Origin of the sequence: Protaetiibacter larvae, from assembly GCF_008365275.1 — a bacterium.
GTDB classification, from domain to species: domain Bacteria; phylum Actinomycetota; class Actinomycetes; order Actinomycetales; family Microbacteriaceae; genus Homoserinibacter; species Homoserinibacter larvae.
The window spans coordinates 1,784,525-1,805,947 of sequence record NZ_CP043504.1 but is presented as its reverse complement, the minus strand read 5'-3'; the positions used below and the strand labels follow the sequence as shown (position 1 = coordinate 1,805,947).

The following is a 21,423-nucleotide window of genomic DNA, read 5'->3' as shown; positions in this document are numbered from 1 at the left end:
GGGGACAAACCCCCGCTCAGGTGCCCATTTGTCGGTGGTCCCCGATGGTGTTGAACCATGGAGAACACGCAGCCGGATCCGGTCTCGAGGGCCGACGCGGCCCTCGAGCGGGTGGTCGCGATCCAGGCGCAGATCGATGCGCTGACGGCCTCCCGCACGGAGGCGATCCGCGAGTTCGAGGAGGTGTTCGCCGTCGCGTATCCGCCGGAGTCGGGCCGGTTCCTGGAGCGCGCCGCTCGGGCGGAGTTGGCGTGCGCGCTGCGGGTGCCGGAGCGTACCGCGGAGCGGTTGATGGGGGAGGCCCGGGTGCTCGTCGAGCAGCTGCCGGCGACACTGGCCGCTCTCGGGCAGGGGTTGTTCTCGTATCGGCATGCGCAGCTGCTCGTGGGGGAGCTGTCCGGGCTGAGTGCGGCCGACATGGCTGCCGTCGAACGGGTGGCGCTCGGCTCCGCAGGCACCCAGACGGCGTCCCGGTTCGCCCGCACGGTGCGGAGGCTGCGGGAGCGGCGGGATCCGTCGACCATGATCGAGCGGGTGAAGGCCGCGCACGACACCCGGACCGTGACCCTCGAGCCCGCACCGGACGGCATGGCGTATCTGACCGCGTACCTGGGAGCGGTGGACGCGGAGGCGATCTTCGAGCGTCTCACCGACGCCGCCCACCGAACGGTCGCGGACGGTGACCCGCGCCCCCTGACCCAGGTGCGGGTCGACATCCTCACCGACGCGTTGCTCGGCCGCGACCGCGGGAAGGGAGCCTTCCACGGCATCGTGCCCACGGTGCTCGTGACCGTTCCCGCGCTCACCCTGCTCGGCAGGGACGAGCCCGCGACCCTCGACGGCATCGGCCCCATCGACGCTGCGACTGCCCGACGGATCACCGCGGAAGCGAAGGGCCTGTATCGGCTGCTCACCCACCCCGAGACCGGGGTCGCCCTCTCCCTCGGACGCACCCGCTACCAGATCCCGACACCACTCCGCATCTGGTTGCGCATCCGCGACGGATCATGCCGCTTCCCGGGATGCACCATCAGCACCCGCCATTCCGACATCGACCACACGCGAGCCTGGGATGACGGCGGTGCGACCGACCACGACAACCTCGCCCACCTCTCCCGCGGGCATCACACGCTCAAACACCACGGCGGATGGAGCGTGAGGCAGGAAGCCGGCGGGCGACTGCGATGGACGAGCTTCCTGGGCCGCGAGTACACCACCGAGCCCGAGTGGGCCGCTGATCCTGATCGTTAGAGCGCCCGCGCCTCCACGGCGTTCTGCTCCTCGAGGTCCTCGCAGTCGGGCAGCTGCTGCGACTCCTCCTCGAGCGGGTCGTCGAAGGCGATGAGCCGCAGCGCGCCGTCCTCCACGCGGAAGCTGTGCACGGAGGCGTTGCTGATACGCGGGTGCTGCACACCCGGCTCGGCCACGTGCAGGGCGGATCGGATCGATCCGCCGTGGCTCACCACGAGCAGCCGCTCGCCGGGGTGCCGATGCGCGATGTCGATGAGGGCGGGCACGATGCGTTCCGCGACAGCGTCCCGGGTCTCCTGACCGGGTACCGGGGTGTCGCCGCTCCAGCGGGCGGCGATCTCGTCGAAGTCGAGACCCTCGGCGAGGCCGTAGTCGCGCTCCACGAGCGCATCCACCTCGGTCACCTGGTCGATGCCGAGCTCGTCGGCGATGATGCGCGCCGTCTCGGCCGCACGGCTGAGCGGGCTCGAGTAGACCCCATCCCAGCGGCGTCGCGCCAGCAGTGCGGCCGCCTGGCGGGCCTGCTCACGTCCCGTGTCGTTGAGGGGGATGTCGGTGCGTCCCTGGATGCGCCGCGCGCGGTTCCAGTCGGTCTCGCCGTGGCGCACGAGATACAGCTCGGTCATCGATCCTCCGCAGGTGCCTGGGCGCCGCAGCGCCCGAGGATCGAGACTAGCCGAGCCGTTCGGCGAGCCCCGCGAGCACCTCCGAGGTTCCGGCCTCGATCTTGAGGCTCGCCCGCTTGTCCCCACGGGTCTCGCCCCGGTTGATGATGACGACGGGCAGGTGGCGCTTGTTCGCCTGGTCGAGCAGCCGGATGCCCGAGTTCACCACGAGCGAAGAACCGGCCACGAGGAGGGCATCGGATCCGCGGAGGATGGCGCGCGCCGCCTGGAAGACCGTGGTGGGCACGAACTCGCCGAAGAACACCACATCCGGCTTGAGCAGGCCGCCGCACACCGTGCAGTCGGGGACGACCATCGCGTCGACGCGTTCGATCTGCACGTCGCCATCCGGACCGAGCTGCCCCGCATCCGGCTCGTCCAGCCAGGGGTTCTCGCGCGTCATCCGCTCGGCGATGTCCGCGCGGGCGAAGGTCTGACCGCAGGTGAGGCAGCTGACCCGGCGCATGGCACCGTGCAGCTCGACGACGCGGCGGGATCCGGCGCGGGCATGCAGCCCGTCGACGTTCTGGGTGATGACGCCGGTCGCGGCGCCGGTCGACTCGAGTGCCGCGATCGCGAGGTGGCCCTCATTCGGTCCGGCGCTCGAGAAGTGCTTCCAGCCGAGGTGGCTGCCCGCCCAATACCGCTTGCGTGAGCGTTCGTCGGCGAGGAAGGCCGAGAAGTTCATCGGTGTGCGGCGCACCGGGGTGCCCTCGCCGCGGTAGTCGGGGATGCCCGAGTCGGTGGACACTCCGGCGCCGGTGAGCACCGCGATCCGACGGCCGCGCAGCAGCAGCTCGGCGGCATCGAGGGCGGGCTCGAGCGCGATGCTCGCAGCGCCGGCTGCGGGGAGCGTGATCGACATCCGTCCTCCTTCCGCGGCTCCAGCCTAGGGGCCGCAGTTTTCGGGGATGTTTCGCGGTGCTGGCAGAATCGCAGGATGCAGCTGGTTCCGGTCGACGATCCCGCCGATCCCCGGCTCACCGACTACCTCCGGCTCACCGATGTGGTGCTCCGCCGGCTCTCGGAGCCTGAGGGCGGGCTCTACATCGCCGAGTCGACGAAGGTGATCCAGCGTGCGCTCGAGGCGGGGCATCGACCGCGGTCGGTGCTGCTGCAGGAGAAGTGGATCCCGGACCTCGCGCCCCTGCTCGCCGACGTCGACGTGCCCGTCTACGTGGCGCCCCCCGAGCTGCTGGAGCGCATCACCGGCTTCGTGCTGCACCGTGGCGCGCTCGCCTCCATGCACCGTCCGGAGCTGCCGCCCGTGGCCGAGGTGCTGCGCGGCGCCCGGCGCGTCGTGGTGCTCGAGGACATCGTGGACCACACCAACGTCGGGGCCATCTTCCGGGCCGTCGCGGGACTCGGAGCGGATGCCGTGCTCGTCACCCCGCGCTGCGCCGATCCGCTCTACCGCCGCTCGGTGCGGGTGAGCATGGCCGCCGTGCTTCAGGTGCCGTGGACGCGCCTGCCGGAATGGCCGGAGGCGGCCGAGCAGCTGCATGCCGCAGGCTTCGAGATCGCCGCCCTCGCCCTCGACGACGCCGCCGTGACCCTCGACGACTACGCCGCCGATCCGCCCGAGCGCGTCGCGCTCGTCTTCGGCACCGAGGGCGACGGCCTGAGCCGCGCCGCCCTCGCGAGCGCGGACCGCGTCGTCACCATCCCGATGCTGCACGGCGTCGACTCCCTCAACGTGGCCGCCGCCTCCGCGGTCGCCCTCTGGGCGCTGCGCATCTAGCCGCACCGCGCGCCACGGGAGTACCTTCGCGACATGACAGCGTCGTCACCCGCCCCCGCATCCACCGACGGCAAGGGGCTGGCGCGCGGCCAGCTCGGGCTCATCGGCTCCACCGTCATGGGGCTGGCCTCCACCGCCCCCGTCTACTCGCTCGTCGCGACTCTCGGCTTCGTGATCACCGCGGTGGGGGTGCAGGCGCCCATCGCCTTCATCGTGGCGTTCGTGCCCATGCTGTTCATCGCCTTCGCCTACCGCGAGCTCAACCGCGCGGTGCCCGACTGCGGCACCACCTTCACCTGGGCCACCAAGGCCTTCGGCCCGTGGGTGGGATGGCTCGGCGGCTGGGGCGTCGCGGTGGCCGGGATCATCGTGCTCGCCAACCTCGCCCAGATCGCCGGCATCTACTTCTGGCTGCTCATCGGGCAGCAGGAGCTCTCCGAGAACACCGTGGTCGTCACGATCACCGGTGTCGTCTTCATCGCGGCGATGGTCTACGTCAGCTACCGCGGCCTCGAGATCGGCGAGCGCCTGCAGAACGTGCTGCTCGGCGTCCAGTACCTCGCGCTCGTGCTGTTCGTGGTGTTCGCCTTCGGCAGCGTCATCCTGGGCGATGCCCCGGACGCCACCGCGGTGAGCATCGAATGGTTCAACCCCTTCGGCTTCACCTCGTTCGACGGCTTCACCGAGGCGGTGCTGCTCGCGTTGTTCATCTACTGGGGCTGGGACACCTGCCTCGCCCTCAACGAGGAGACCAAGGACCCCAAGCGTATCCCGGGCCAGGCGGCGCTGCTGTCGATCCTCGTGCTCATGTTCACCTATGTGGCCGTCGCGGTGGCCGCGATCGCGTACGCGGGACCGGACGCCCTCGCCGACCAGGATGACGTGTTCCTCGTCGTGAAGGACGCCCTCTTCGGCCCCTGGGCGTGGCTGCTCGTGCTCGCCGTGCTCATCTCGGCGGTCTCGTCCACCCAGACCACGGTGCTGCCGACCGCGCGCGGCACCCTCGCCATGGCGATCTACAAGGCGCTTCCGGCCCGCTTCGGGATGGTGCACCCCCGGTACCGCACCCCGGGGTTCTCGACGCTCATCATGGGCGTCGTCGCGATCGTCTACTACGTGGGCATGACCTTCATCAGCGAGAACCTGCTCGCCGACTCCATCTACTCGCTCGGACTCGCCATCGCGTTCTACTACGCCGTCACCGGCTACGCGTGCGTCTGGTACTTCCGTCGCGAACTGTTCAGCTCCGCCTCCAACGTGTTCTACAAGTTCCTCTTCCCCCTGCTGGGAGCGGTGCTGCTGACGTTCGCCTTCGTGAAGTCGGCGATCGACATGTTCGACCCCGAGTACGGCTACACCGTGCTGCTCGGCGTGGGCGGAGTGTTCGTGCTCGGGGTCGGCTCGCTGCTGCTGGGCGTGGTGCTCGCGGCCGTGTGGGCGGCATTCCCCGGATCCCGGCCGTTCTTCCGCGGGGAGAGCCTCAACGCGGCCACCCCGGTCCTCGTTCCGGAGGACCCGGAGGATGTCGCCCGCTCCATCGACGGCGGGCGCGCCTGAGCGCACCCGCCCCGGCCGTGGCGGCTGCCGCCGCGCCTCGGCGTCCTCACGGGCGCCGCAGGGAATAATGCTCCGGTGCCCCTCACCCGACGCCAGATCTACCGCCGACGCCGGACCGTCGTCTTCGGGGGGCTCTTCGCGGTGCTCGCGGGCATCGCCTACCTGCCGCTCACCCTGCTCGCCCCCGTGGTCGAGCACGACGCCGTCGACCACACCCCGACCATCGCCCCGGCTGCCGCCGCCGCTCCCTACTGGCCCGGATACGGCGCCTCGGCGATCGCCGCCACCGGCTTCCCCGGGCTGCTCGGTCAAGCCGGCTCCACCGAGGCGCTGCCCATGGCGTCCATCACCAAGATCGTGACCGCGCTCACCGTGCTCGAGGCGCACCCGCTCGCCGTCGGCGACGAAGGCCCCGAGGTCACGATGGGCGCCGCCGACGTGGCCCTCTACCGGCACTTCATCTCGATCAACGGTTCAGTCGCCCCCATCAGCTCGGGGCTGCGGTTCACCCAGCACGAGCTGCTCGAGATCGCCCTCATCGACTCCGCCAACAACTACGCCGCGAGCCTCGCCAACTGGGCGTTCGGCTCCCCGGACGCCTTCCTCGCCGCCGCGCGCGGCTGGCTCGACGCCCACGGCCTCACCGGGGTGACCGTGGTCGAGCCCTCCGGCATCGACCCCGCGAACCGGGCGACGGCCGCCGACCTCATCACCCTGGGGCAGCTCGCCCTCGCCAACCCGGTCGTGGCGCAGATCGTGGGCACCTCCCGCATGGAGATGCACGACCTCGGCACCCTCAGCAACACGAACAAGCTCATCGGCGACAGCGGGGTCGACGGCATCAAGACCGGCACCCTCAACAGCTTCGGCGCCAACCTGCTGTTCTCCGCCGACCTCGCCGTGGGGGAGCAGACCGTGCAGCTGGTGGGCGTCGTGCTCGGCGCCACGGACCACCCCAGCCTCAACGCCGACGTGCGGCAGATGATCGCGCAGGCGCAGGCCGGGTTCCATGAGGTGCCGCTCGTGGCGAAGGGGGAGGTGCTGGGCGACTACACGACCCCGTGGGGCGACAGCGCCTCGGCGATCGCCGCCGACACGGCCTCCGTGGTCGTGTGGGGCGACACCCCCGTCACGGCGGCCGTCACCACCGAGCCTCTCCGCCTCGCCGACAAGGGTGCGACGGTCGGCTCGGTCGTCTACACGGCGGGTGCGCAGACGGTGACGGTGCCGCTCGTGCTCTCACGCACGATCGACGACCCCGGCCCGGGCTGGCGGCTCGGGCATCCCGCCATCATCTTCGGGATGCAGTAGCCCGGATCGGACCGCGCTACTCGACGTCCTCGGCGCCGCCCACCGCGAGCGGCGTCGGCACCGGACGCTTCGGAAGGATGCCGTCGCCCGAGGACTGGTGGCGCAACCTCCGCAGAATCCACGGCCCGAAGTACTCGCGCGCCCACACGATGTCGTCGATGCGGGCCTGCCGCCACGACACCGCCGGCAGCGGCTCCGGCTCGAACGGCGCCAGATCGTGCTCCACACCGAGCGCATCCAGCACCATGCGCGCGATCGTGTGGTGGCCGATGGGGGAGAAGTGCAGCCGATCCGGCGCCCACATCCGCGAGTCCGCGAGCTCGCGCATCGCCCACATGTCGGCGATGATCGCGTCGTGCCGCTGCGCGATCGCGCGCAGATTCTCGTTGTAGATCGCGACCTTGCCGCGGATGCGACCCAGCACCGGGGTGCCGCCGATGTCGGGGCCGTTGAAGAGCACGACGGTGGCGTCGTCCCGGCGCAGGCGTGCGATGCCGCCCTCCAGCCGCTCGGCCACATCATCCGGGTCGGTGCCGGGACGGATGATGTCGTTGCCGCCCGCGGAGATCGTGATGAGGTCGGGGCGCAGGGCGAGCGCCGGCTCCACCTGCTCGTCGAGGATCTGCTGAAGGAGTCGTCCGCGGATGGCCAGGTTCGCGTAGGCGAAGTCGTCGGTGCGCCGCGTGAGCACCTCCGCCACCCGATCCGCCCAGCCGCGATGCCCGCCCGCACTGCGGGGCTCGGGGTCGCCGATGCCCTCCGTGAACGAGTCGCCGATCGCCACATAGCGGGACCACGGATGAAGCGCCGTCATATCACCAGAATGCCCCATCTCGCCAGGGGTTGCCCGCAGAGCGCCGGGCGCGTTGGCTGGAGGGATCGAACACCCCCCACGAGGGGACGACGAGAAGGAGAAACCATGGGATTCCTCGGCTGGATCGTGCTCGGGCTCATCGCCGGAGCGATCGCGAAGCTCATCCTGCCCGGACGTCAGGGCGGCGGGTGGATCGCCACCCTCTTGCTCGGCATCGTCGGCGCCGTGCTCGGCGGCTGGCTCGGCTCGCTGCTGTTCAACGCACCGCTCAACGATTTCTGGAACCTCTGGACCTGGCTGCTCGCCATCGGGGGCGCGATCATCGTGCTGCTCATCTGGGGTCTCGTGACGAGGAACCGCACAGCCTCCTGAGCACAGCGGCCTGAGGCCCGCCGCCGTCGGCGGCGGGTGACATGATGGCGCCGTGAGCAAGCAGGACGGCTCGGGCCGGCAGATCAGCGCCGAGGCCGTCGACGACCCCGCGGCGCACATCATGCACGTCGACATGGACGCGTTCTACGCCTCCGTGGAGCTGCTCGACCATCCCGAGCTCGTCGGCAAGCCGGTGATCGTCGGACACGCCTCGCAGCGGTCCGTCGTCACCGCCGCCACCTACGAGGCCCGCCGCTACGGCGTCAACTCGGCCATGCCGATGGCGGTCGCCCTACGGCGGTGTCCGCAGGCGGTCGTGCTCGAGCCGCACTTCGAGCGCTACGCCCACTATTCGAGGCGTGTCATGGAGCTGCTCGGCACCGTCACCCCGCACGTCGAGCAGCTGAGCGTCGACGAGGCCTTCCTCGACGTCGCGGGGGCGAGGCGCCTGCTCGGCAGCTCCTGGCAGATCGGCACGCTCCTGCGCGAGCGGGTGTACTCCGAGACGGGGCTGCGGTGCTCGGCGGGCGCCGCAGCCACCAAGTTCGTCGCGAAGCTCGCCTCCAGTCGGGCCAAACCCGACGGCTTGCTCGTCGTGCCGGATGCGGGCACGCTCGACTTCCTGCATCCGCTGCCGGTGGCGGCGCTGTGGGGCGTGGGCGGAAAGAGCGAAGAGGTGCTCGTGCGCCTCGGACTGCGCACCGTGGGGGATGTCGCGCACGCACCGATCGACATGCTGCGCCGTGCGCTCGGGGATGCGGGTGCCCAGCGGCTGCACGCGCTCGCCTGGGCGCGCGACCCGCGCCCCGTGTCGCCGGGGCGCGACGAGAAGTCCATCGGGCACGAGACCACCTTCGAGACCGACCGCACCGACCGGGCAGAACTGCACCGGGTGCTGCTGGAGCTCTCGGATGCCGTCGGCCAGCGCCTGCGGCGCGCGGGGGTGTCGGGGCGCACGATCGCCCTCAAGCTGCGTTTCGCCGACTTCACGACCATCAGCCGCTCCCGCACCCTCGCGGACCCCACCGACCTGGGTCGGCGCATCTATGAGGAGGCGCGCAGCCTCTACGACCAGGCCAACGGCTCCGCGCGGCCGGTGCGCCTCATCGGGGTGCGCGCCGAGCAGCTCACGGGCGAGGTGGCGAGCCTCGGGCTGTGGGACGACGACGAGGACTGGCGCGAGGCCGAGCAGGCCGTCGACGCGGTCGCCGAGCGCTTCGGCCCCGGTACCGTGCGGCCCGCGGCCCTGCTGCGGCCGGCAGCCCGCCGCCGTCACGGCCACGGCGACGACTGAGGTCGGCGCCCCCGACTACGCTCTCATCAAGTGAGCGAGCAGTCGGGGGAGCGCGTGTTCCGGGCGACGTCCGCCGCCGACCATCTGCCGCCGAGCTTCCCGGAGCGCGCCGCCTGGGGCACCGCGGGCAAGCTGCGCGCCTGGCAGGAGGAGGCGCTCAGCGCCTACTTCGACCCGACCGTGAACCCCGCGAGCCGACGCGACTTCCTCGTGTCGGCCACGCCCGGCGCCGGCAAGACGACCTTCGCGCTGCGCCTGGCATCCGAGCTGCTGCAGCGCCGCCTCATCGACCGGATCACGGTGGTCGCCCCCACCGAGCACCTCAAGGTGCAGTGGGCGGACGCCGCCCACCGGGCCGGCATCCGCCTCGATCCGCGGTTCAGCAACCGGCACGGGCGCGAGTCGCGGCAGTTCCACGGGGTGGTCGTCACCTACGCGGCCGTCGCGGTGCGCGCCAGCCTGCACCGGGAACTCACGACCTCGGCGCGCACCCTCGTGATCCTCGACGAGGTGCACCATGCGGGCGACACGCTGAGCTGGGGCGACGCCGTGCACGAGGCCTTCGCGGGGGCGGAGCGCCGCCTCTCGCTCACCGGTACGCCGTTCCGCAGCGACACCTCGCCGATCCCGTTCGTGCGCTACGCACGTGACGCGCGCGGGGTGCGGCTCTCGCAGACCGACTACGCCTACGGCTACGGGCGCGCGCTGCGCGACGGCGTCGTGCGGCCCGTGGTGTTCCTCAGCTACGCGGGCTCGATGCGCTGGCGCACTCGTGCGGGCGAGGAGGTGGAGGCCGCGCTCGGCCAGGACGACACGAAAGACGTGACCGCGCAGGCCTGGCGCACCGCGCTCGATCCGGGCGGCGACTGGATGCCGGCGGTGCTCTCGGCGGCCGACCGCCGACTGCGCGAGGTGCGGCAGCACATCCCGGACGCGGGCGGCCTCGTGATCGCCACCGACCAGGCCTCCGCGCGGGCGTACGCGCAGATCCTCACCGACCTCACCGGCACCCCGCCCACCCTCGTGCTCTCGGACGATGCGGGTTCGGGGGAGCGGATCACCCGTTTCGCGGAAGGCACCCAGCGCTGGATGGTGGCCGTGCGCATGGTGTCGGAGGGCGTCGACGTGCCGCGTCTGTGCGTCGGGGTGTACGCCACGAGCGCCTCCACGCCGCTCTACTTCGCGCAGGCGATCGGGCGTTTCGTGCGGGCCCGGCGCCGCGGCGAGCTCGCGACCGTGTTCCTGCCGAGCGTGCCCGTTCTGCTGCGGCTGGGAGCCGAGCTGGAGCGCGAACGCGACCACGCCCTCGATCGTGAGACCGCCGACGACGCGCTGCTCGACGACGGTCTCGTCGACGAGGCGAACCGTGCGGAGGACTCCCCGTCGGAGCTCGCCGACGAGTTCGAGTGGGAAGCGCTGGCCTCCTTCGCGACCTTCGAGAAGGCGATGTTCGACGGCGAGGAGTACGGCGCCCTCGCCACCCCCGGAAGCCCCGAGGAGTGGGACTTCATCGGCATTCCCGGCATCCTCGAGCCGGAGCAGGTCTCCGAACTGCTCAAGCACCGCCAGCAGCGCCAGGCCCGACGGGGCGAGGATCGCCGCGAGCGAGGCGAGGCGGAGACCCAGCCGCAGCCGCTGCATCGCACCCTGAGCGAACAGCGGCGTCTGCTCAACAGCCTCGTGAGCATCCACGCCCGGGGCACCGGGCAGACGCACGCGCAAGTGCACGCGGAAGTGCGGCGGCTCTGCGGCGGACCCGACGTGGCCCGCTGCACGGTCACCCAGCTGCAGGCGCGCATCGACCTGCTGCGCCGCCGCCTCGGCTCCGCCTGAGCGCACCGTCGCGGAATGTGCGAACGGGTAGCGTTGACACCATGCCCCACACGCTCGAGACCCTGCGCGCCGACTACGAGGAACTGAAGGCACGCGGCCTCTCGCTCGACCTCACGCGAGGCAAGCCCTCCGCCGCCCAGCTCGACCTCTCGAACGGCCTGCTCGACCTCGATCTGAGCGGCGACCACCGCGACGGCGCCGGAACCGACCTGCGCAACTACGGCGGCGCCGACGGCGTGGCCGAGGTGCGCGCCATCTTCTCCGAGCTGCTCGGCATCCCGGTGCCCCAGCTGCTCGCGGGCGGCAACGCGAGCCTCACCTTCATGCACGACATCATCGTGCACGCCCTGCTGCACGGGGTTGCGCAGGGCGAGCCCTGGTACGGCCAGGATGTCGCCTTCCTGTGCCCGACGCCCGGATACGACCGGCACTTCGCGATCACCGAGGCGCTCGGCATCCGGATGATCGCGGTGCCGTATCTCGCGGACGGCTCGCTCGATGTGCCCGCCATCGCGCAGCACCTCGCCGACCCGAGCGTGCGCGGCATGTGGCTCGTGCCGCAGTACGCCAACCCGACCGGGTCGTCGGTCGACGAGGCGACCGCGCGCGCTCTCGCCGCGCTGCCCGCCGCCGCGAGCGACTTCCGAGTGTTCTGGGACAACGCCTACGCGGTGCACCACCTCACCGCGGCGGAGCCCGCGCCGCTCGACATCCTCAGATTCGCGGCCGAGGCCGGCAACCCCGACCGTTTCTTCGTGTTCGCGTCGACCTCGAAGATCACCCAGGCGGGTGCCGGGGTGTCGTTCTTCGGCTCGAGCCCGGCCAACATCGCCTGGTACAAGATGCACGCCTCCGTGCAGACCATCGGACCCGACAAGCTGAGCCAGTGGCGGCACGCGCGCTTCTTCGGCGACGCCGACGGCGTGCGGGCCCACATGCGCCGGCATCGCGCACTCATCGCGCCCAAGTTCGCGATCGTGGAGCGCATCCTCACCGAGCGTCTCACCGGCCACGGCAGTTGGACCACGCCGACCGGCGGCTACTTCGTGACCCTCTCGGCCCCGGACGGCACCGCGACGCGGGCCGTGCAGCTGGCCAAGGAGGCCGGGATCGCGGTCACCCCCGCGGGTGCCGCCTTCCCCTACGGCGTCGACCCGCGCGACAGCGTGATCCGGATCGCGCCCACGATGCCCCCCGAGGCCGACCTCGAGACGGCGATCGAGGCGCTCGCGCTGTGCGTGCTGCTCGCGGAGGCCGAGCTCGCGGGCTGACCCGTGGTCGGTGGTCTCGAGACGCGTCGCTGCGCGGCGCTCCTCGACCACCTCGGTAGCGGCCGTCGGGGGATGGCGTGCGCTACCGGAAGTCGCGGGAGCGGTGCCGCACGCCCGCCCGCAGCGGCTCGATGTCGTCGGCGAGCACGTTGACCACCCCTTCTGCTGAACGCTCCAGCATGCCGCGCACGATCACGGCGGGCTCGTCACGCGCCACCCGGCGGTGGCGCGCCCAGAAGCCGGCGCCGCAGATGACGTTCACGAGCCCCGTCTCGTCCTCCAGGTTCATGAAGGTGATGCCGGATGCCGTGGCCGGCCGCTGCCGGTGCGTCACGAGCCCCGCCACCTCGATGCGCCGCCCGCTCTCGGCCGTGCGCAGCGCCTCCGACGACAGCACCCCGCGCGCCGCGAGCTGCGGCCGCAGATGGCGCACCGGATGGTCGTCGGGCGAGATGCCGGTGGCCCACAGGTCGGCGGCGAGGGTCTCGAAGGCGGTCGGATCGGTGAACAGCGGCGGCTGCACCGCGACGACCGTGCCGGCGAGGAACTCCGCACGGTCCTGGGCGGCCGCCCCCGCCCGCCAGAGCGCCTCGCGGGTGCTCACGCCGAGCGACTCGAACGCCCCCGCGGTGGCGAGCGCCTCGAGCTGCGCCGTCGTGAGCCCCACGCGCCGCACGAGATCCTCCATGGCGCGGAACGGGCCGTCGGCGTCCCGCGCCGCCACGATGCGCGTCGCGAGGGCATCCCCGATGCCGCGCACCCCGGCGAGTCCCAGGCGCACCGCCACCGCGCCGGCCACGCCGCCGGCCACCGCGCCGTCCTCGAGCGGTTCGAGCCCCGCAGCCGCACCCGAGCGCTGGATGTCGGGCCGCCGCACCTGCACGCCGTGCCGCCGGGCGTCGGCGGTCAGGGTGGCGGGGGAGTAGAACCCCATGGGCTGCGCGCGCAGCAGCCCCGCGAGGAACGCCGCCGGATAGTGCAGCTTGATCCACGAGCTCGCGTAGACGAGCAGCGCGAAGCTCAGACTGTGGCTCTCGGCGAAGCCGAAGTTCGCGAAGGCCTGGATCTGGGCGTAGATGTCGTCGGCGGCCGCCCCGCTGAGCCCGTTCTCGGCCATGCCGGCGTAGAGCTTCTCGCGCAGCCGCTCGATGCGTTCGAGACCGCGTTTGGAGCCCATCGCCCGGCGCAGCAGGTCGGCATCCTCGCCCGAGCAGTTGCCCACCGCCATCGCCATCTGCATGAGCTGCTCCTGGAACACCGGCACGCCCAGAGTGCGTGCGAGCACCGGCTCGAGCTTCGGATGCGCGTACGTCACCTCCTCCTGCCCGAGCTTGCGGCGCACGAAGGGATGCACGGCACCGCCCTGGATGGGCCCGGGCCGCACGAGCGCGATCTGCACGACGAGGTCGTAGAAGCGCCGCGGCTGCAGGCGCGGCAGCAGCCCCATCTGGGCGCGCGACTCCACCTGGAACACCCCGATCGAGTCGGCGCGGCACAGCATGTCGTAGACCTCCGGCTCCTCCTTGGGGATCGATTGCAACGTCCACTCCTCGCCCGTGGTCTCGCGGATGAGGTCGAGGCAGTGCTGCAACGCCGCGAGCATGCCGAGGCCCAACAGGTCGAACTTCACGAGACCCATCCAGGCGGCGTCGTCCTTGTCCCATTGGATGACGGTGCGGTCCTTCATGCGGGCGTGCTCGATCGGCACGACCTCGCCCACCGGACGGTCGGTCAGCACCATGCCGCCCGAGTGGATGCCGAGATGCCGCGGGGCCTTCAGCAGTTCGCCGGCGAGCGCGAGCACGGGGGCGGGGATGTCGGAGTCGGCCACGGCATCCGGGGTCAGATCCCACGCGTGCGCGTCGACCTGCTTCGACCAGGCGTCCTGCTGACCGGGGCTGTAGCCGAGCGCCTTCGCCATGTCGCGCATGGCGTTCTTGGGGCGGTACTGGATGACGTTCGCCACCTGGGCGGCGTTCGTGCGTCCGTAGCGCTCGTAGACCCACTGGATGACCTCCTCGCGGCGGTCGGAGTCGAAGTCGACGTCGATGTCGGGCTCCTCCTCGCGCAGGCTCGAGAGGAAGCGCTCGAAGGGCAGCCGGTAGCCGATCGCATCGACCGCGGTGATGCCGAGCAGGTAGCAGACGGCCGAGTTGGCGGCCGAGCCGCGCCCCTGGCAGAGGATGCCACGGCTCTTCGCGAAGGCCACGATCTCGTGCACGATGAGGAAGTACCCGGGGAAGTCCTTGCCCTCGATGACGGCGAGCTCGGATTCGATGCGCTCACGGCCCGCCGCATCCAGGCCGGGGTAGAGCCGGGGCACCGCCTCCCAGACCAGCTCGCGCAGGTACGACATGGGGGTGTGGCCCTCGGGGATGTGCTGCCGCGGCAGGGCGGGCTTGGCGCGCCGCAGCGGGAAGGCGAGCTCGGCGGCGAGGGCGAGACCGTGTTCGATCGCACCGGGGTAGCGGGCGAAGCGCGCCCGCATCTCCCGGCCCGAACGCAGGTGTGCGGCGCCCGTCGACGGCAGCCAGCCGTCGAGCTCGTCGAGGCTGCGTCGCGCGCGCACGGCGGCCACCGCGGCGGCCAGATGCCGACGGTCGGGCGTGGCGTAGTGCACATTGCCGGTGGCGAGCACGGGGAGCCCGCGGGATGCCGCGAGGGCCGCGAGCACATCGTTGCGGTCGGTGTCGAGCGGGTCGCCGTGGTCGGTGAGCTCGACGTGCACGGCATCCGGCCCGAACAGCCCGACGAGCGCGTCGAGCTCGCGGGATGCCGCATCCGCGCCCCCGCGCGCGAGGGCCTGCCGTACGGCGCCCTTGCGGCATCCGGTGAGCACCGCCCAATGGCCCTCCGCCATCTCGGCGAGCTCGTCGAGCAGATAGACCGGCCGCCCCTTCTCGCCGCCGCGCAGGTTCGCGGTGGTGAGGGCGGAGGCGAGCCGGTGATACCCCTCGGGGCCGCGCGCGAGCACCACCAGATGGCTGCCCTCGGGGTCGGGTTCGCCGTTCTGGGGTCCGGGGAGGCCCAACGAGAGCTCAGCCCCGAACACGGTCGCGACGTGTGATGCCTCGGCCGCCTCGGCGAAGCGCACGAGACCCGCGAAGGTGTCGTGGTCGACGAGGGCGAGCGCGGAGAGCCCGAGCCGCTCCGCCTCCTCGAGCAGCTCCTCGGGGGAGGAGGCGCCGTCGAGGAAGCTGAAGCTCGAGTGCGCGTGCAGTTCGGCGTAGGGCAGCGCATCCGGGTCGCGCGCCAGACCGGCGGGCGGCAGGTACGGCCCGCGCTTGTGCGAGAAGGCCGGCCCGTCGCCGCCGTCCCGAGTGTCGGCCGTGCGATCATCCGGTGCCGTGCTGCCGGCCCTGCGGCGGCCCGAGAGGGTTCCCTCGAACTCGGACCACGACATCGGCGGGTTGTGGAAGCCCATCAGTCCGCGCCCATCAGTCGTACCGTCCCTCGGCCCACCAGCCGTCGCCGTCGAGCACGAGCAGCCACGCGCATCCCGTGGTGTCGACCGCCTGCAGCCGGTGGACGGCGCGAGCGGATGCCGGATCCCACCAGCGCTCCTCGAGCGGCCACGGCCCCGCCCAGGCGGTGAGCTCGCGGCGGGTGCCGCTCTGCGCGACGATCACGGCGGGGGCCGCACTCACCGCACCGCGGTCGTCGACCGTCACCGGGCGACCGTGCACGTCCTCCACGCGCAGCGGGCGCGGCACCTCGAACACCGTCGTGGGCGGCGGATCCGGCAGCGCGCCCGGCCACGGGCGCACCCGCTCGCGGACGGCGACCCCGCGGTCGCCCCACGGCACCAGCTGCTGCCGATCGGCCGGGCGCCTGCCGCCCGCGAGGCGCGGGGTGAGCACGCCGCGATGCCCCACCATGCCCTGCACGCGCGAGAGCGCGGAGTGCACGCGCTCATCCGGTCCGGTGCCCCAGAGCCCCCGCTCGTGCGCCTGCACCGGGTCGACCGCGTCGGGGCTCAGCCGCACCCGCACGACGCCCGAGCGCATGAGCTCGGTGGCCTGCAGCTGCCAGCGCACCCGGTCGACCACCTCGGCGGCCGAGAAGGAGCGCGGATGCAGCCAGACGCGCTCATCGAGTTCGCCGCGGTCGCCGTGCAGCTCGACCCGCAGCGCCGTGCAGACCAGCCGCTCGTGCAGCAGGGCCAGCACGAAGTCGTCGCACGCCGCCCGCACCCCGAAGGCCACCTCGTCGACGCGTTCGACGGCCGGCTCGAAGTCGACCACGGCGTCGAGGTCGCGCGGCGGGATGCGCGGGGCGGCCCCGCGCGGGTCCCGCCCCGCGGCGAGGGCATGCAGCCGGGCGCCGAGCGGCCCGAAACGGGCGGCGACGTCGTCGGCGGAGAGGGCCGCGAATGCGCCGAGGGTGCGGATGCCGAGGCGCGGCAGCAGGGTGGCCAGCTCGGGGTCGCCGAGGGCGGCGACGGGCAGCGGGGCGAGGAAGGCGGCGGTGCCGGCGGTGGGCACGAGGTGCAGCGGATCCGCCGCCGGAGACGTGGTGCCGACGCCGCGGGCGGCGAGCTCGGCCGCGAACAGGCCGTCGGCGATGCCGACCCGGGCGCCCGGGGCCCCGTGCTCGACGGCGATGCCGGCGACCGTGCGCGCCGCCGCCCGCTCGTTGCCGTAGTAGCGGGCGGCACCGCGCGCGCGGATCGCGGCGACCCCGGGGCGCAGCGGATGCCATCCCGGCACCGCCTGCTCGAGTGCGGCGAGCACGGGCTCGAAGGCACGGCTCGCGACGGCCGGATCCTCGCGTGCGATCCGCAGCCCCGGGCAACGCCCCTGCGCCTCGCGCTGCCGCATGCCGACCCGCACGCCGTCGGCACGGGCCGCGGGGGAGCAGGCTGCCACGAGTCCCTTCGCGACGAGCGCGAGCGCGGCGTCCTCGGGGATGCGCTGCTCGCGCGCCTGCGCACGCACGGCCCAGTCGGGCAGCAGCAGCACGAGCAGTCGCGGATCGGATGCGGTCATGCCTCATTCTCGAACATGTGTTCGAGTATCGCAAGCGGGATGCGGAGTCAGCCCTGCAGCTCGACCTCGGCCTCGATCAGTTCACCGGGCTCGATGGACTCGGCGCGACGGATGCGGGCGGCCAGCGCGAGGCTGTAGACGCCGGACGCCCCGGGGAAGATCGAGGTCGACCACGAGGTGCCGCCCACCCGGGCGACGACCTTCACGGCGCCGAACCCGGCACGCGGCCGGGCATCCGCCCACTCGTGGATCTCCGCCGAGGCGTCGAGCGGCAGATCGACGAAAAACCAGTCGTCGCGGCGGGCCTCCCAGCGCCGCACCTCGCTCGTGAAGCGGTACCGCATGCCGGTCAGCCTACGGCCGCGTGACGGGAAGCGCGCCCGGCAGCGCGCTCCACCTCGCGCACCACCTCGCGCACCACGACCTCGCGCGCCGCGACGGGGGAGACCGCACCCCGCGCATCCGGAAGCCAGAGCCGCCGCGATCGGGTGCGCCCCTGCCAGGCGGGGGAGCTCGCGGCCACCGTCAGCTGGCGGGCGGCGAGATGCCCGAACCCCGCGCCGATCCCCGCCCAATCGCTTTCGGGCACGGTGAGCCGCGCCTGGGCACGCGGCCAGTCGCCCGTCGCCACGAGCACCGCCTCGCGCTGCCGCAGCCGTGCGGCGAGTCGGGTCGCCGCCGCCTCGCCGACCCGCTTTCCGGTCGGCGGGCGCACGAGCACCACCGCGACCGCGTCGATGAGCGCCGAGACCACCGCGAACCACTGCTCGGCCGGATGCGGCACGAGCACGAGCCGCTCGAGCTCGATCCCGGCCGCCGCGGCCGCCTCCACCCCGAGGTCGGGCATCCCCACGATCGCGCACCAGGATCCGGCCCGGCTCGGCTCGCGCAACAGCTCGAGGGCGAGCGCGGTCGAGCCCTCGATGACGTAGCTGGCGCCCGCCGCGAGCGCGCCGCCCGGCAGCAGCTCGGAGAGCGCCGAGGAGGTGGGCAGCCGGCGGTCGTCGAGGCGCGTGCGCTGCATCCCGTGGATGCGATCCTGCAGGGCACGGATCTCGTCCCCACGGGTCTGCGCCATCTCGAACATGCGTTCGATGCTACGCCGCGCGGACGACAGCGGGAAGGAGCGCTCTCAGAGCTCGGACGGCAGCGCCGCAAGCCACGACAGCGCCGCGAACCCCAGCACGTTCACGACGACCGAGATCCAGAACGCCCACTGGAAGCTCGCCTTGAGGGTCTTGTGCCGCAGCACCTGCTGCGCCACGATCGCCCCCGGCCAGCCGCCGATCACCCCGAGGGCGAGCAGCGAGCCCTCGGGCACCCGCCAGTTGTCGGTCTGCGCGGCACGCTTGTCGACGGCGTAGGCGATGAACGTCACGACGCTCGCCCCGCCGTACAGCACCGCCACCCAGAACGGCAGCGGATGCACGAGCGCCCGCACGAACACGATGCAGCCGAACGCCAGGATCGCCACATAACCGAGCCTGCTCGAACGCTGCGGCGGGTTGGGGCGGCGCACCCGTGCCGGCGCCGGCACGTGCCGGAGGGTCTGCGCCCGCGCCGCACGCGGCTTGCCGTCGGGGGAGAACTCCAGCTCGTAGCCGACCTCGTCGCCCTCGACCGGACGCAGGGCGCCCTCGGGGAACGCCGAGATGTGCACGAACACGTCCGGCCCGCCGACGGCGGGGGCGACGAAGCCGAATCCTCGGTCGTCGTTCCAGGTCGTCAGCACGCCTTTCATGCGCACGGGGCCGGGTTTCATCTTGCAGAGGATGTTACGTCCGGCGGACTGAGCGGCACAGTGCCGCGCCAGGAGCGGGGCACCCCAGTGCTGGGGCAGACAGTGCTGGGGCAGACAGCGCTGGGGCAGACAGTGCGGGCAAGGGTAAAGGCCCCGGATCAACGATCCGGGGCCTTCGACTCGCGTGCGCGAGGGGGGACTTGAACCCCCACGCCCTATACGGGCACTAGCACCTCAAGCTAGCGCGTCTGCCAATTCCGCCACCCGCGCGAGTGCGATTCTCATCACGAGAACCGAAGATAGACATTAGCACGGCTGCAGGGGGCGCTCGACGCACGCCCGCCCGCGAGCGCGACCGGTAGCGTGGTCGCATGGACGGCGCACTCGAGGACACCGCCCGGATCGCCCGCGACCTCATCCGCTTCGACACCACCAACTGGGGTGCCGGTCGCGCGACAGGCGAGACGGAGGCGGCCGAGTACGTCGAGGCGGAGCTGCGCTCGCTCGGGCTCGACCCGGTGCTGATCGACGCGGCACCACGCCGCACGAGCGTCGTCGCCCGCGTCGAGGGCGCCGACCCGAGCCGCCCCGCCCTCGTCGTGCACGGTCACCTCGACGTCGTGCCCGCCGACCCCGCGAACTGGAGCGTCGACCCCTTCGGGGGCGAGATCCGCGACGGGATGCTGTGGGGCCGCGGCGCCGTCGACATGAAGGACATGGACGCCATGATCCTCACGAGCCTCGGCGACATCCTGCGTTCGGGGCGCCGCCCGGCGCGGGACCTCGTGGTGGCGTTCTTCTCCGACGAGGAGAACGGCGGCGTGTACGGCTCGCACCACCTCGTCGCGCACCATCCCGAGCTCTTCGCCGGCGCCACCGAGGCCATCAGCGAGGTGGGCGGCTACTCGATCGAGCTCGCCGGGAAGCGCGCCTACCTGCTGCAGACGGGGGAGAAGGCGCTCGTCTGGATCCGCCTCGTCGCCCGCGGGGTCGCGGCGCACGGCTCGCGCGTCATCCACGACAACGCCGTCACGAAGCTCGCCGAGGCGATCGCCCGCGTCGGGCGCCACGAGTGGCCCGTGCAGTTCGGCCCGACCACCACGGCCATGCTCGCCGAGGTGCGCCGCCTGCTCGACGCCGCCCCCGGGGAGGATGCGGTGGACCTCATCGAGCGCACCGGCGTCGCCGCGGGCTTCCTGCGCTCGACCGTGCGCACCACCTCCAACCCGACGGTGCTCGAGGCCGGCTACAAGCACAACGTCATCCCGGATCGTGCCGAGGCGCTCGTGGACGTGCGCCCCTTCGCCGGCCAGGAGGAGGCCGTGCTCGAGCAGCTGCGCGAGCTCGTCGGCCCGGAGATCGAGATCGAGGTCGTGCACCACGATGTGGGCCTCGAGAACCCGTTCTCGGGTGCCCTTGTGGAGCGCATGGTGGGCGCGCTGCAGCGCCACGACCCCGGGGCGGCCGTGCTGCCCTACCTGCTCTCGGGCGGCACCGACAACAAGGCGCTCAGCGTGCTCGGCATCACCGGCTACGGCTTCGCCCCGCTGCGCCTCGGCCCGGGACTCGACTTCCCGGCGATGTTCCACGGCGTCGACGAGCGGGTCCCGCTCGACGCCCTCGCCTTCGGACGCGCCGTGCTCACCGAGCTGCTCCTCGACGCCTGACCCCCGCCCGCGCTGACAGAATCGGACCCCGTGGACTTCCTCCAAGCGATCATCCTCGGCCTCGTGCAGGGCCTCACCGAGTTCCTCCCGATCTCCTCGAGCGCGCACCTGCGCATCCTCGGCGACGTGGCCGGCTGGGGGGACCCCGGCGCGACCTTCACCGCCATCACCCAGCTCGGCACCGAGACCGCGGTGCTCATCTACTTCTGGAAGGACATCACCCGCATCATCGGCAAGTGGTTCCGCTCCTTCGGCGCGAAGGGCGGCACCCACTCGGCCGGCATCCAGAAGGGCGACGCGGATGTGCGGATGGGGTGGCTCATCATCATCGGAACCATCCCGATCGTGCTCGCGGGCTACTTCCTGCAGGACTCGATCCGCAGCACCTTCCGCTCGCTGTGGATCGTGGCGATCGTGCTCATCGTGTTCGGCATCCTGCTGGGCCTCGCCGACTGGCTGGGCCGCCGCAGCAAAGAGCTCACCGAGCTCTCCTACCGCGACGGCATCCTGATCGGCATCGCGCAGATGCTCGCCCTCATCCCCGGGGTGAGCCGTTCGGGCGCCTCCACGAGCGCGGGGCTCGCCCTCGGGTACACGCGGCCCGCGGCCGCCCGGTACTCGTTCCTGCTCGCGGTGCCCGCCGTGTTCGGCAGCGGCCTCTACGAGCTCGTCACCTCGTTCCGCGACCCGGCCGAGAACGCCTACGGTGCGCTGCCGACCGCGGTCGCCACGATCGTCGCCTTCGGGGTGGGCTGGGCCGTGATCGCGTTCCTCATGCGGTACATCTCGAAGCGGTCGTTCCTGCCGTTCGTGATCTACCGCCTGCTGCTCGGCGGGGTGCTCATCGTGCTGCTGTCGACGGACGTGCTGCAGCCGTAGCCGGTTCCGATACGCCGCGAAGCGGGCGTATCGAAACCA

The 21,423-nt window shown here is 72.2% G+C and carries 18 protein-coding genes and 1 tRNA gene; 10 read left to right on the top strand and 9 right to left on the bottom strand.

What is annotated here, in order from left to right:
* Positions 1-57 precede the first annotated feature (57 nt).
* Positions 58-1,251, top strand: a complete 1,194-nt coding sequence (locus FLP23_RS08550; protein WP_149325466.1) for an HNH endonuclease signature motif containing protein — start codon at positions 58-60, stop codon at positions 1,249-1,251.
* Here FLP23_RS08550 and FLP23_RS08545 read toward each other — a convergent pair.
* Together FLP23_RS08545 and FLP23_RS08540 are read right to left on the bottom strand one after the other, a co-directional pair.
* Positions 1,248-1,877 carry a histidine phosphatase family protein gene (locus FLP23_RS08545; RefSeq protein WP_149325465.1) on the bottom strand — a complete coding sequence of 210 codons (630 nt, stop codon included), beginning with the start codon at positions 1,875-1,877 and terminating at the stop codon, positions 1,248-1,250. The genes FLP23_RS08550 and FLP23_RS08545 overlap by 4 nt on opposite strands.
* Positions 1,878-1,923: 46 nt before the next feature.
* Positions 1,924-2,781 carry an NAD-dependent protein deacetylase gene (locus FLP23_RS08540; protein WP_149325464.1) on the bottom strand — a complete coding sequence of 286 codons (858 nt, stop codon included), beginning with the start codon at positions 2,779-2,781 and terminating at the stop codon, positions 1,924-1,926.
* Positions 2,782-2,856: 75 nt separating this feature from the next.
* Here FLP23_RS08540 and FLP23_RS08535 point away from each other — a divergent pair, with 75 nt between their 5' ends.
* The 3 genes from FLP23_RS08535 (at position 2,857) to FLP23_RS08525 (ending at position 6,525) form a co-directional block, all read left to right on the top strand.
* Complete coding sequence (locus FLP23_RS08535) at positions 2,857-3,657, top strand: TrmH family RNA methyltransferase (protein ID WP_149325463.1); 801 nt, start codon at positions 2,857-2,859, stop codon at positions 3,655-3,657.
* 33 nt (positions 3,658-3,690) lie between these two features.
* The gene (locus tag FLP23_RS08530; RefSeq protein ID WP_149325462.1) at positions 3,691-5,214 is read left to right on the top strand and encodes an APC family permease; all 1,524 of its coding nucleotides are present in this window, start codon (positions 3,691-3,693) and stop codon (positions 5,212-5,214) included.
* 75 nt (positions 5,215-5,289) lie between these two features.
* On the top strand, positions 5,290-6,525 hold the full coding sequence (locus tag FLP23_RS08525; protein ID WP_149325461.1) for a D-alanyl-D-alanine carboxypeptidase family protein: 1,236 nt from the start codon (positions 5,290-5,292) through the stop codon (positions 6,523-6,525).
* 16 nt (positions 6,526-6,541) lie between these two features.
* On the opposite strand, the gene FLP23_RS08520 is transcribed toward FLP23_RS08525, so the two are convergent.
* Positions 6,542-7,339 carry an SGNH/GDSL hydrolase family protein gene (locus tag FLP23_RS08520; protein ID WP_149325460.1) on the bottom strand — a complete coding sequence of 266 codons (798 nt, stop codon included), beginning with the start codon at positions 7,337-7,339 and terminating at the stop codon, positions 6,542-6,544.
* 105 nt (positions 7,340-7,444) lie between these two features.
* On the opposite strand from FLP23_RS08520, the gene FLP23_RS08515 reads away from it, so the two are divergent.
* From FLP23_RS08515 to FLP23_RS08500, 4 genes are read left to right on the top strand one after another with little or no spacing between them, the layout of a single operon-like run.
* A complete protein-coding gene (locus FLP23_RS08515; protein WP_149325459.1) occupies positions 7,445-7,711 on the top strand; it encodes a GlsB/YeaQ/YmgE family stress response membrane protein in 267 nt (88 codons plus the stop codon).
* Between the two features lie 52 nt (positions 7,712-7,763).
* Positions 7,764-9,005, top strand: coding sequence for a DNA polymerase IV (gene dinB, locus FLP23_RS08510; protein ID WP_149325458.1), 1,242 nt, complete (start codon positions 7,764-7,766; stop codon positions 9,003-9,005).
* A gap of 30 nt (positions 9,006-9,035) precedes the next feature.
* Positions 9,036-10,838 carry a DEAD/DEAH box helicase gene (locus FLP23_RS08505; RefSeq protein WP_246139944.1) on the top strand — a complete coding sequence of 601 codons (1,803 nt, stop codon included), beginning with the start codon at positions 9,036-9,038 and terminating at the stop codon, positions 10,836-10,838.
* 41 nt (positions 10,839-10,879) lie between these two features.
* The gene (locus FLP23_RS08500; protein ID WP_149325457.1) at positions 10,880-12,109 is read left to right on the top strand and encodes an aspartate aminotransferase type Ic; all 1,230 of its coding nucleotides are present in this window, start codon (positions 10,880-10,882) and stop codon (positions 12,107-12,109) included.
* Positions 12,110-12,191: 82 nt separating this feature from the next.
* On the opposite strand, the gene FLP23_RS08495 is transcribed toward FLP23_RS08500, so the two are convergent.
* The 6 genes from FLP23_RS08495 to FLP23_RS08470 form a co-directional block, all read right to left on the bottom strand.
* Entirely contained in the window at positions 12,192-15,533 is a 3,342-nt protein-coding gene (locus FLP23_RS08495) for an error-prone DNA polymerase (RefSeq protein ID WP_149325456.1), read from the bottom strand.
* A 13-nt stretch (positions 15,534-15,546) separates the two neighbouring features.
* The gene (locus FLP23_RS08490; protein WP_149325455.1) at positions 15,547-17,097 is read right to left on the bottom strand and encodes a DNA polymerase Y family protein; all 1,551 of its coding nucleotides are present in this window, start codon (positions 17,095-17,097) and stop codon (positions 15,547-15,549) included.
* 47 nt (positions 17,098-17,144) lie between these two features.
* Positions 17,145-17,441, bottom strand: a complete 297-nt coding sequence (locus FLP23_RS08485; protein ID WP_149325454.1) for a DUF1905 domain-containing protein — start codon at positions 17,439-17,441, stop codon at positions 17,145-17,147.
* 5 nt (positions 17,442-17,446) lie between these two features.
* Positions 17,447-18,184, bottom strand: a complete 738-nt coding sequence (locus FLP23_RS08480; RefSeq protein WP_149325453.1) for a hypothetical protein — start codon at positions 18,182-18,184, stop codon at positions 17,447-17,449.
* Positions 18,185-18,229: 45 nt separating this feature from the next.
* Positions 18,230-18,859, bottom strand: coding sequence for a DUF1294 domain-containing protein (locus tag FLP23_RS08475; protein ID WP_210413820.1), 630 nt, complete (start codon positions 18,857-18,859; stop codon positions 18,230-18,232).
* 164 nt (positions 18,860-19,023) lie between these two features.
* Positions 19,024-19,108, bottom strand: a tRNA-Leu gene (locus FLP23_RS08470).
* 101 nt (positions 19,109-19,209) lie between these two features.
* Here FLP23_RS08470 and FLP23_RS08465 point away from each other — a divergent pair.
* On the top strand, positions 19,210-20,505 hold the full coding sequence (locus FLP23_RS08465) for a M20/M25/M40 family metallo-hydrolase (protein ID WP_149325452.1): 1,296 nt from the start codon (positions 19,210-19,212) through the stop codon (positions 20,503-20,505).
* A 30-nt stretch (positions 20,506-20,535) separates the two neighbouring features.
* Positions 20,536-21,384 (top strand): undecaprenyl-diphosphate phosphatase, encoded by an 849-nt coding sequence (locus FLP23_RS08460; protein ID WP_149325451.1) that lies wholly within the window; start codon positions 20,536-20,538, stop codon positions 21,382-21,384.
* Positions 21,385-21,423 lie beyond the last annotated feature (39 nt).

Excerpts from the sequence above, each read along its gene's own strand:
- FLP23_RS08550 (WP_149325466.1), top strand. The coding sequence starts at position 58 with ATGGAGAACACGCAGCCGGATCCGGTCTCGAGGGCCGACGCGGCCCTC.
- FLP23_RS08475 (WP_210413820.1), bottom strand. The coding sequence starts at position 18,859 with ATGAAACCCGGCCCCGTGCGCATGAAAGGCGTGCTGACGACCTGGAAC.
- FLP23_RS08545 (WP_149325465.1), bottom strand. The coding sequence starts at position 1,877 with ATGACCGAGCTGTATCTCGTGCGCCACGGCGAGACCGACTGGAACCGC.
- FLP23_RS08465 (WP_149325452.1), top strand. The coding sequence starts at position 19,210 with ATGGACGGCGCACTCGAGGACACCGCCCGGATCGCCCGCGACCTCATC.
- FLP23_RS08540 (WP_149325464.1), bottom strand. The coding sequence starts at position 2,781 with ATGTCGATCACGCTCCCCGCAGCCGGCGCTGCGAGCATCGCGCTCGAG.
- FLP23_RS08500 (WP_149325457.1), top strand. The coding sequence starts at position 10,880 with ATGCCCCACACGCTCGAGACCCTGCGCGCCGACTACGAGGAACTGAAG.
- FLP23_RS08485 (WP_149325454.1), bottom strand. The coding sequence starts at position 17,441 with ATGCGGTACCGCTTCACGAGCGAGGTGCGGCGCTGGGAGGCCCGCCGC.
- FLP23_RS08490 (WP_149325455.1), bottom strand. The coding sequence starts at position 17,097 with ATGACCGCATCCGATCCGCGACTGCTCGTGCTGCTGCTGCCCGACTGG.
- FLP23_RS08535 (WP_149325463.1), top strand. The coding sequence starts at position 2,857 with ATGCAGCTGGTTCCGGTCGACGATCCCGCCGATCCCCGGCTCACCGAC.
- FLP23_RS08495 (WP_149325456.1), bottom strand. The coding sequence starts at position 15,533 with ATGGGCTTCCACAACCCGCCGATGTCGTGGTCCGAGTTCGAGGGAACC.
- FLP23_RS08480 (WP_149325453.1), bottom strand. The coding sequence starts at position 18,184 with ATGTTCGAGATGGCGCAGACCCGTGGGGACGAGATCCGTGCCCTGCAG.
- FLP23_RS08530 (WP_149325462.1), top strand. The coding sequence starts at position 3,691 with ATGACAGCGTCGTCACCCGCCCCCGCATCCACCGACGGCAAGGGGCTG.
- FLP23_RS08520 (WP_149325460.1), bottom strand. The coding sequence starts at position 7,339 with ATGACGGCGCTTCATCCGTGGTCCCGCTATGTGGCGATCGGCGACTCG.
- FLP23_RS08515 (WP_149325459.1), top strand. The coding sequence starts at position 7,445 with ATGGGATTCCTCGGCTGGATCGTGCTCGGGCTCATCGCCGGAGCGATC.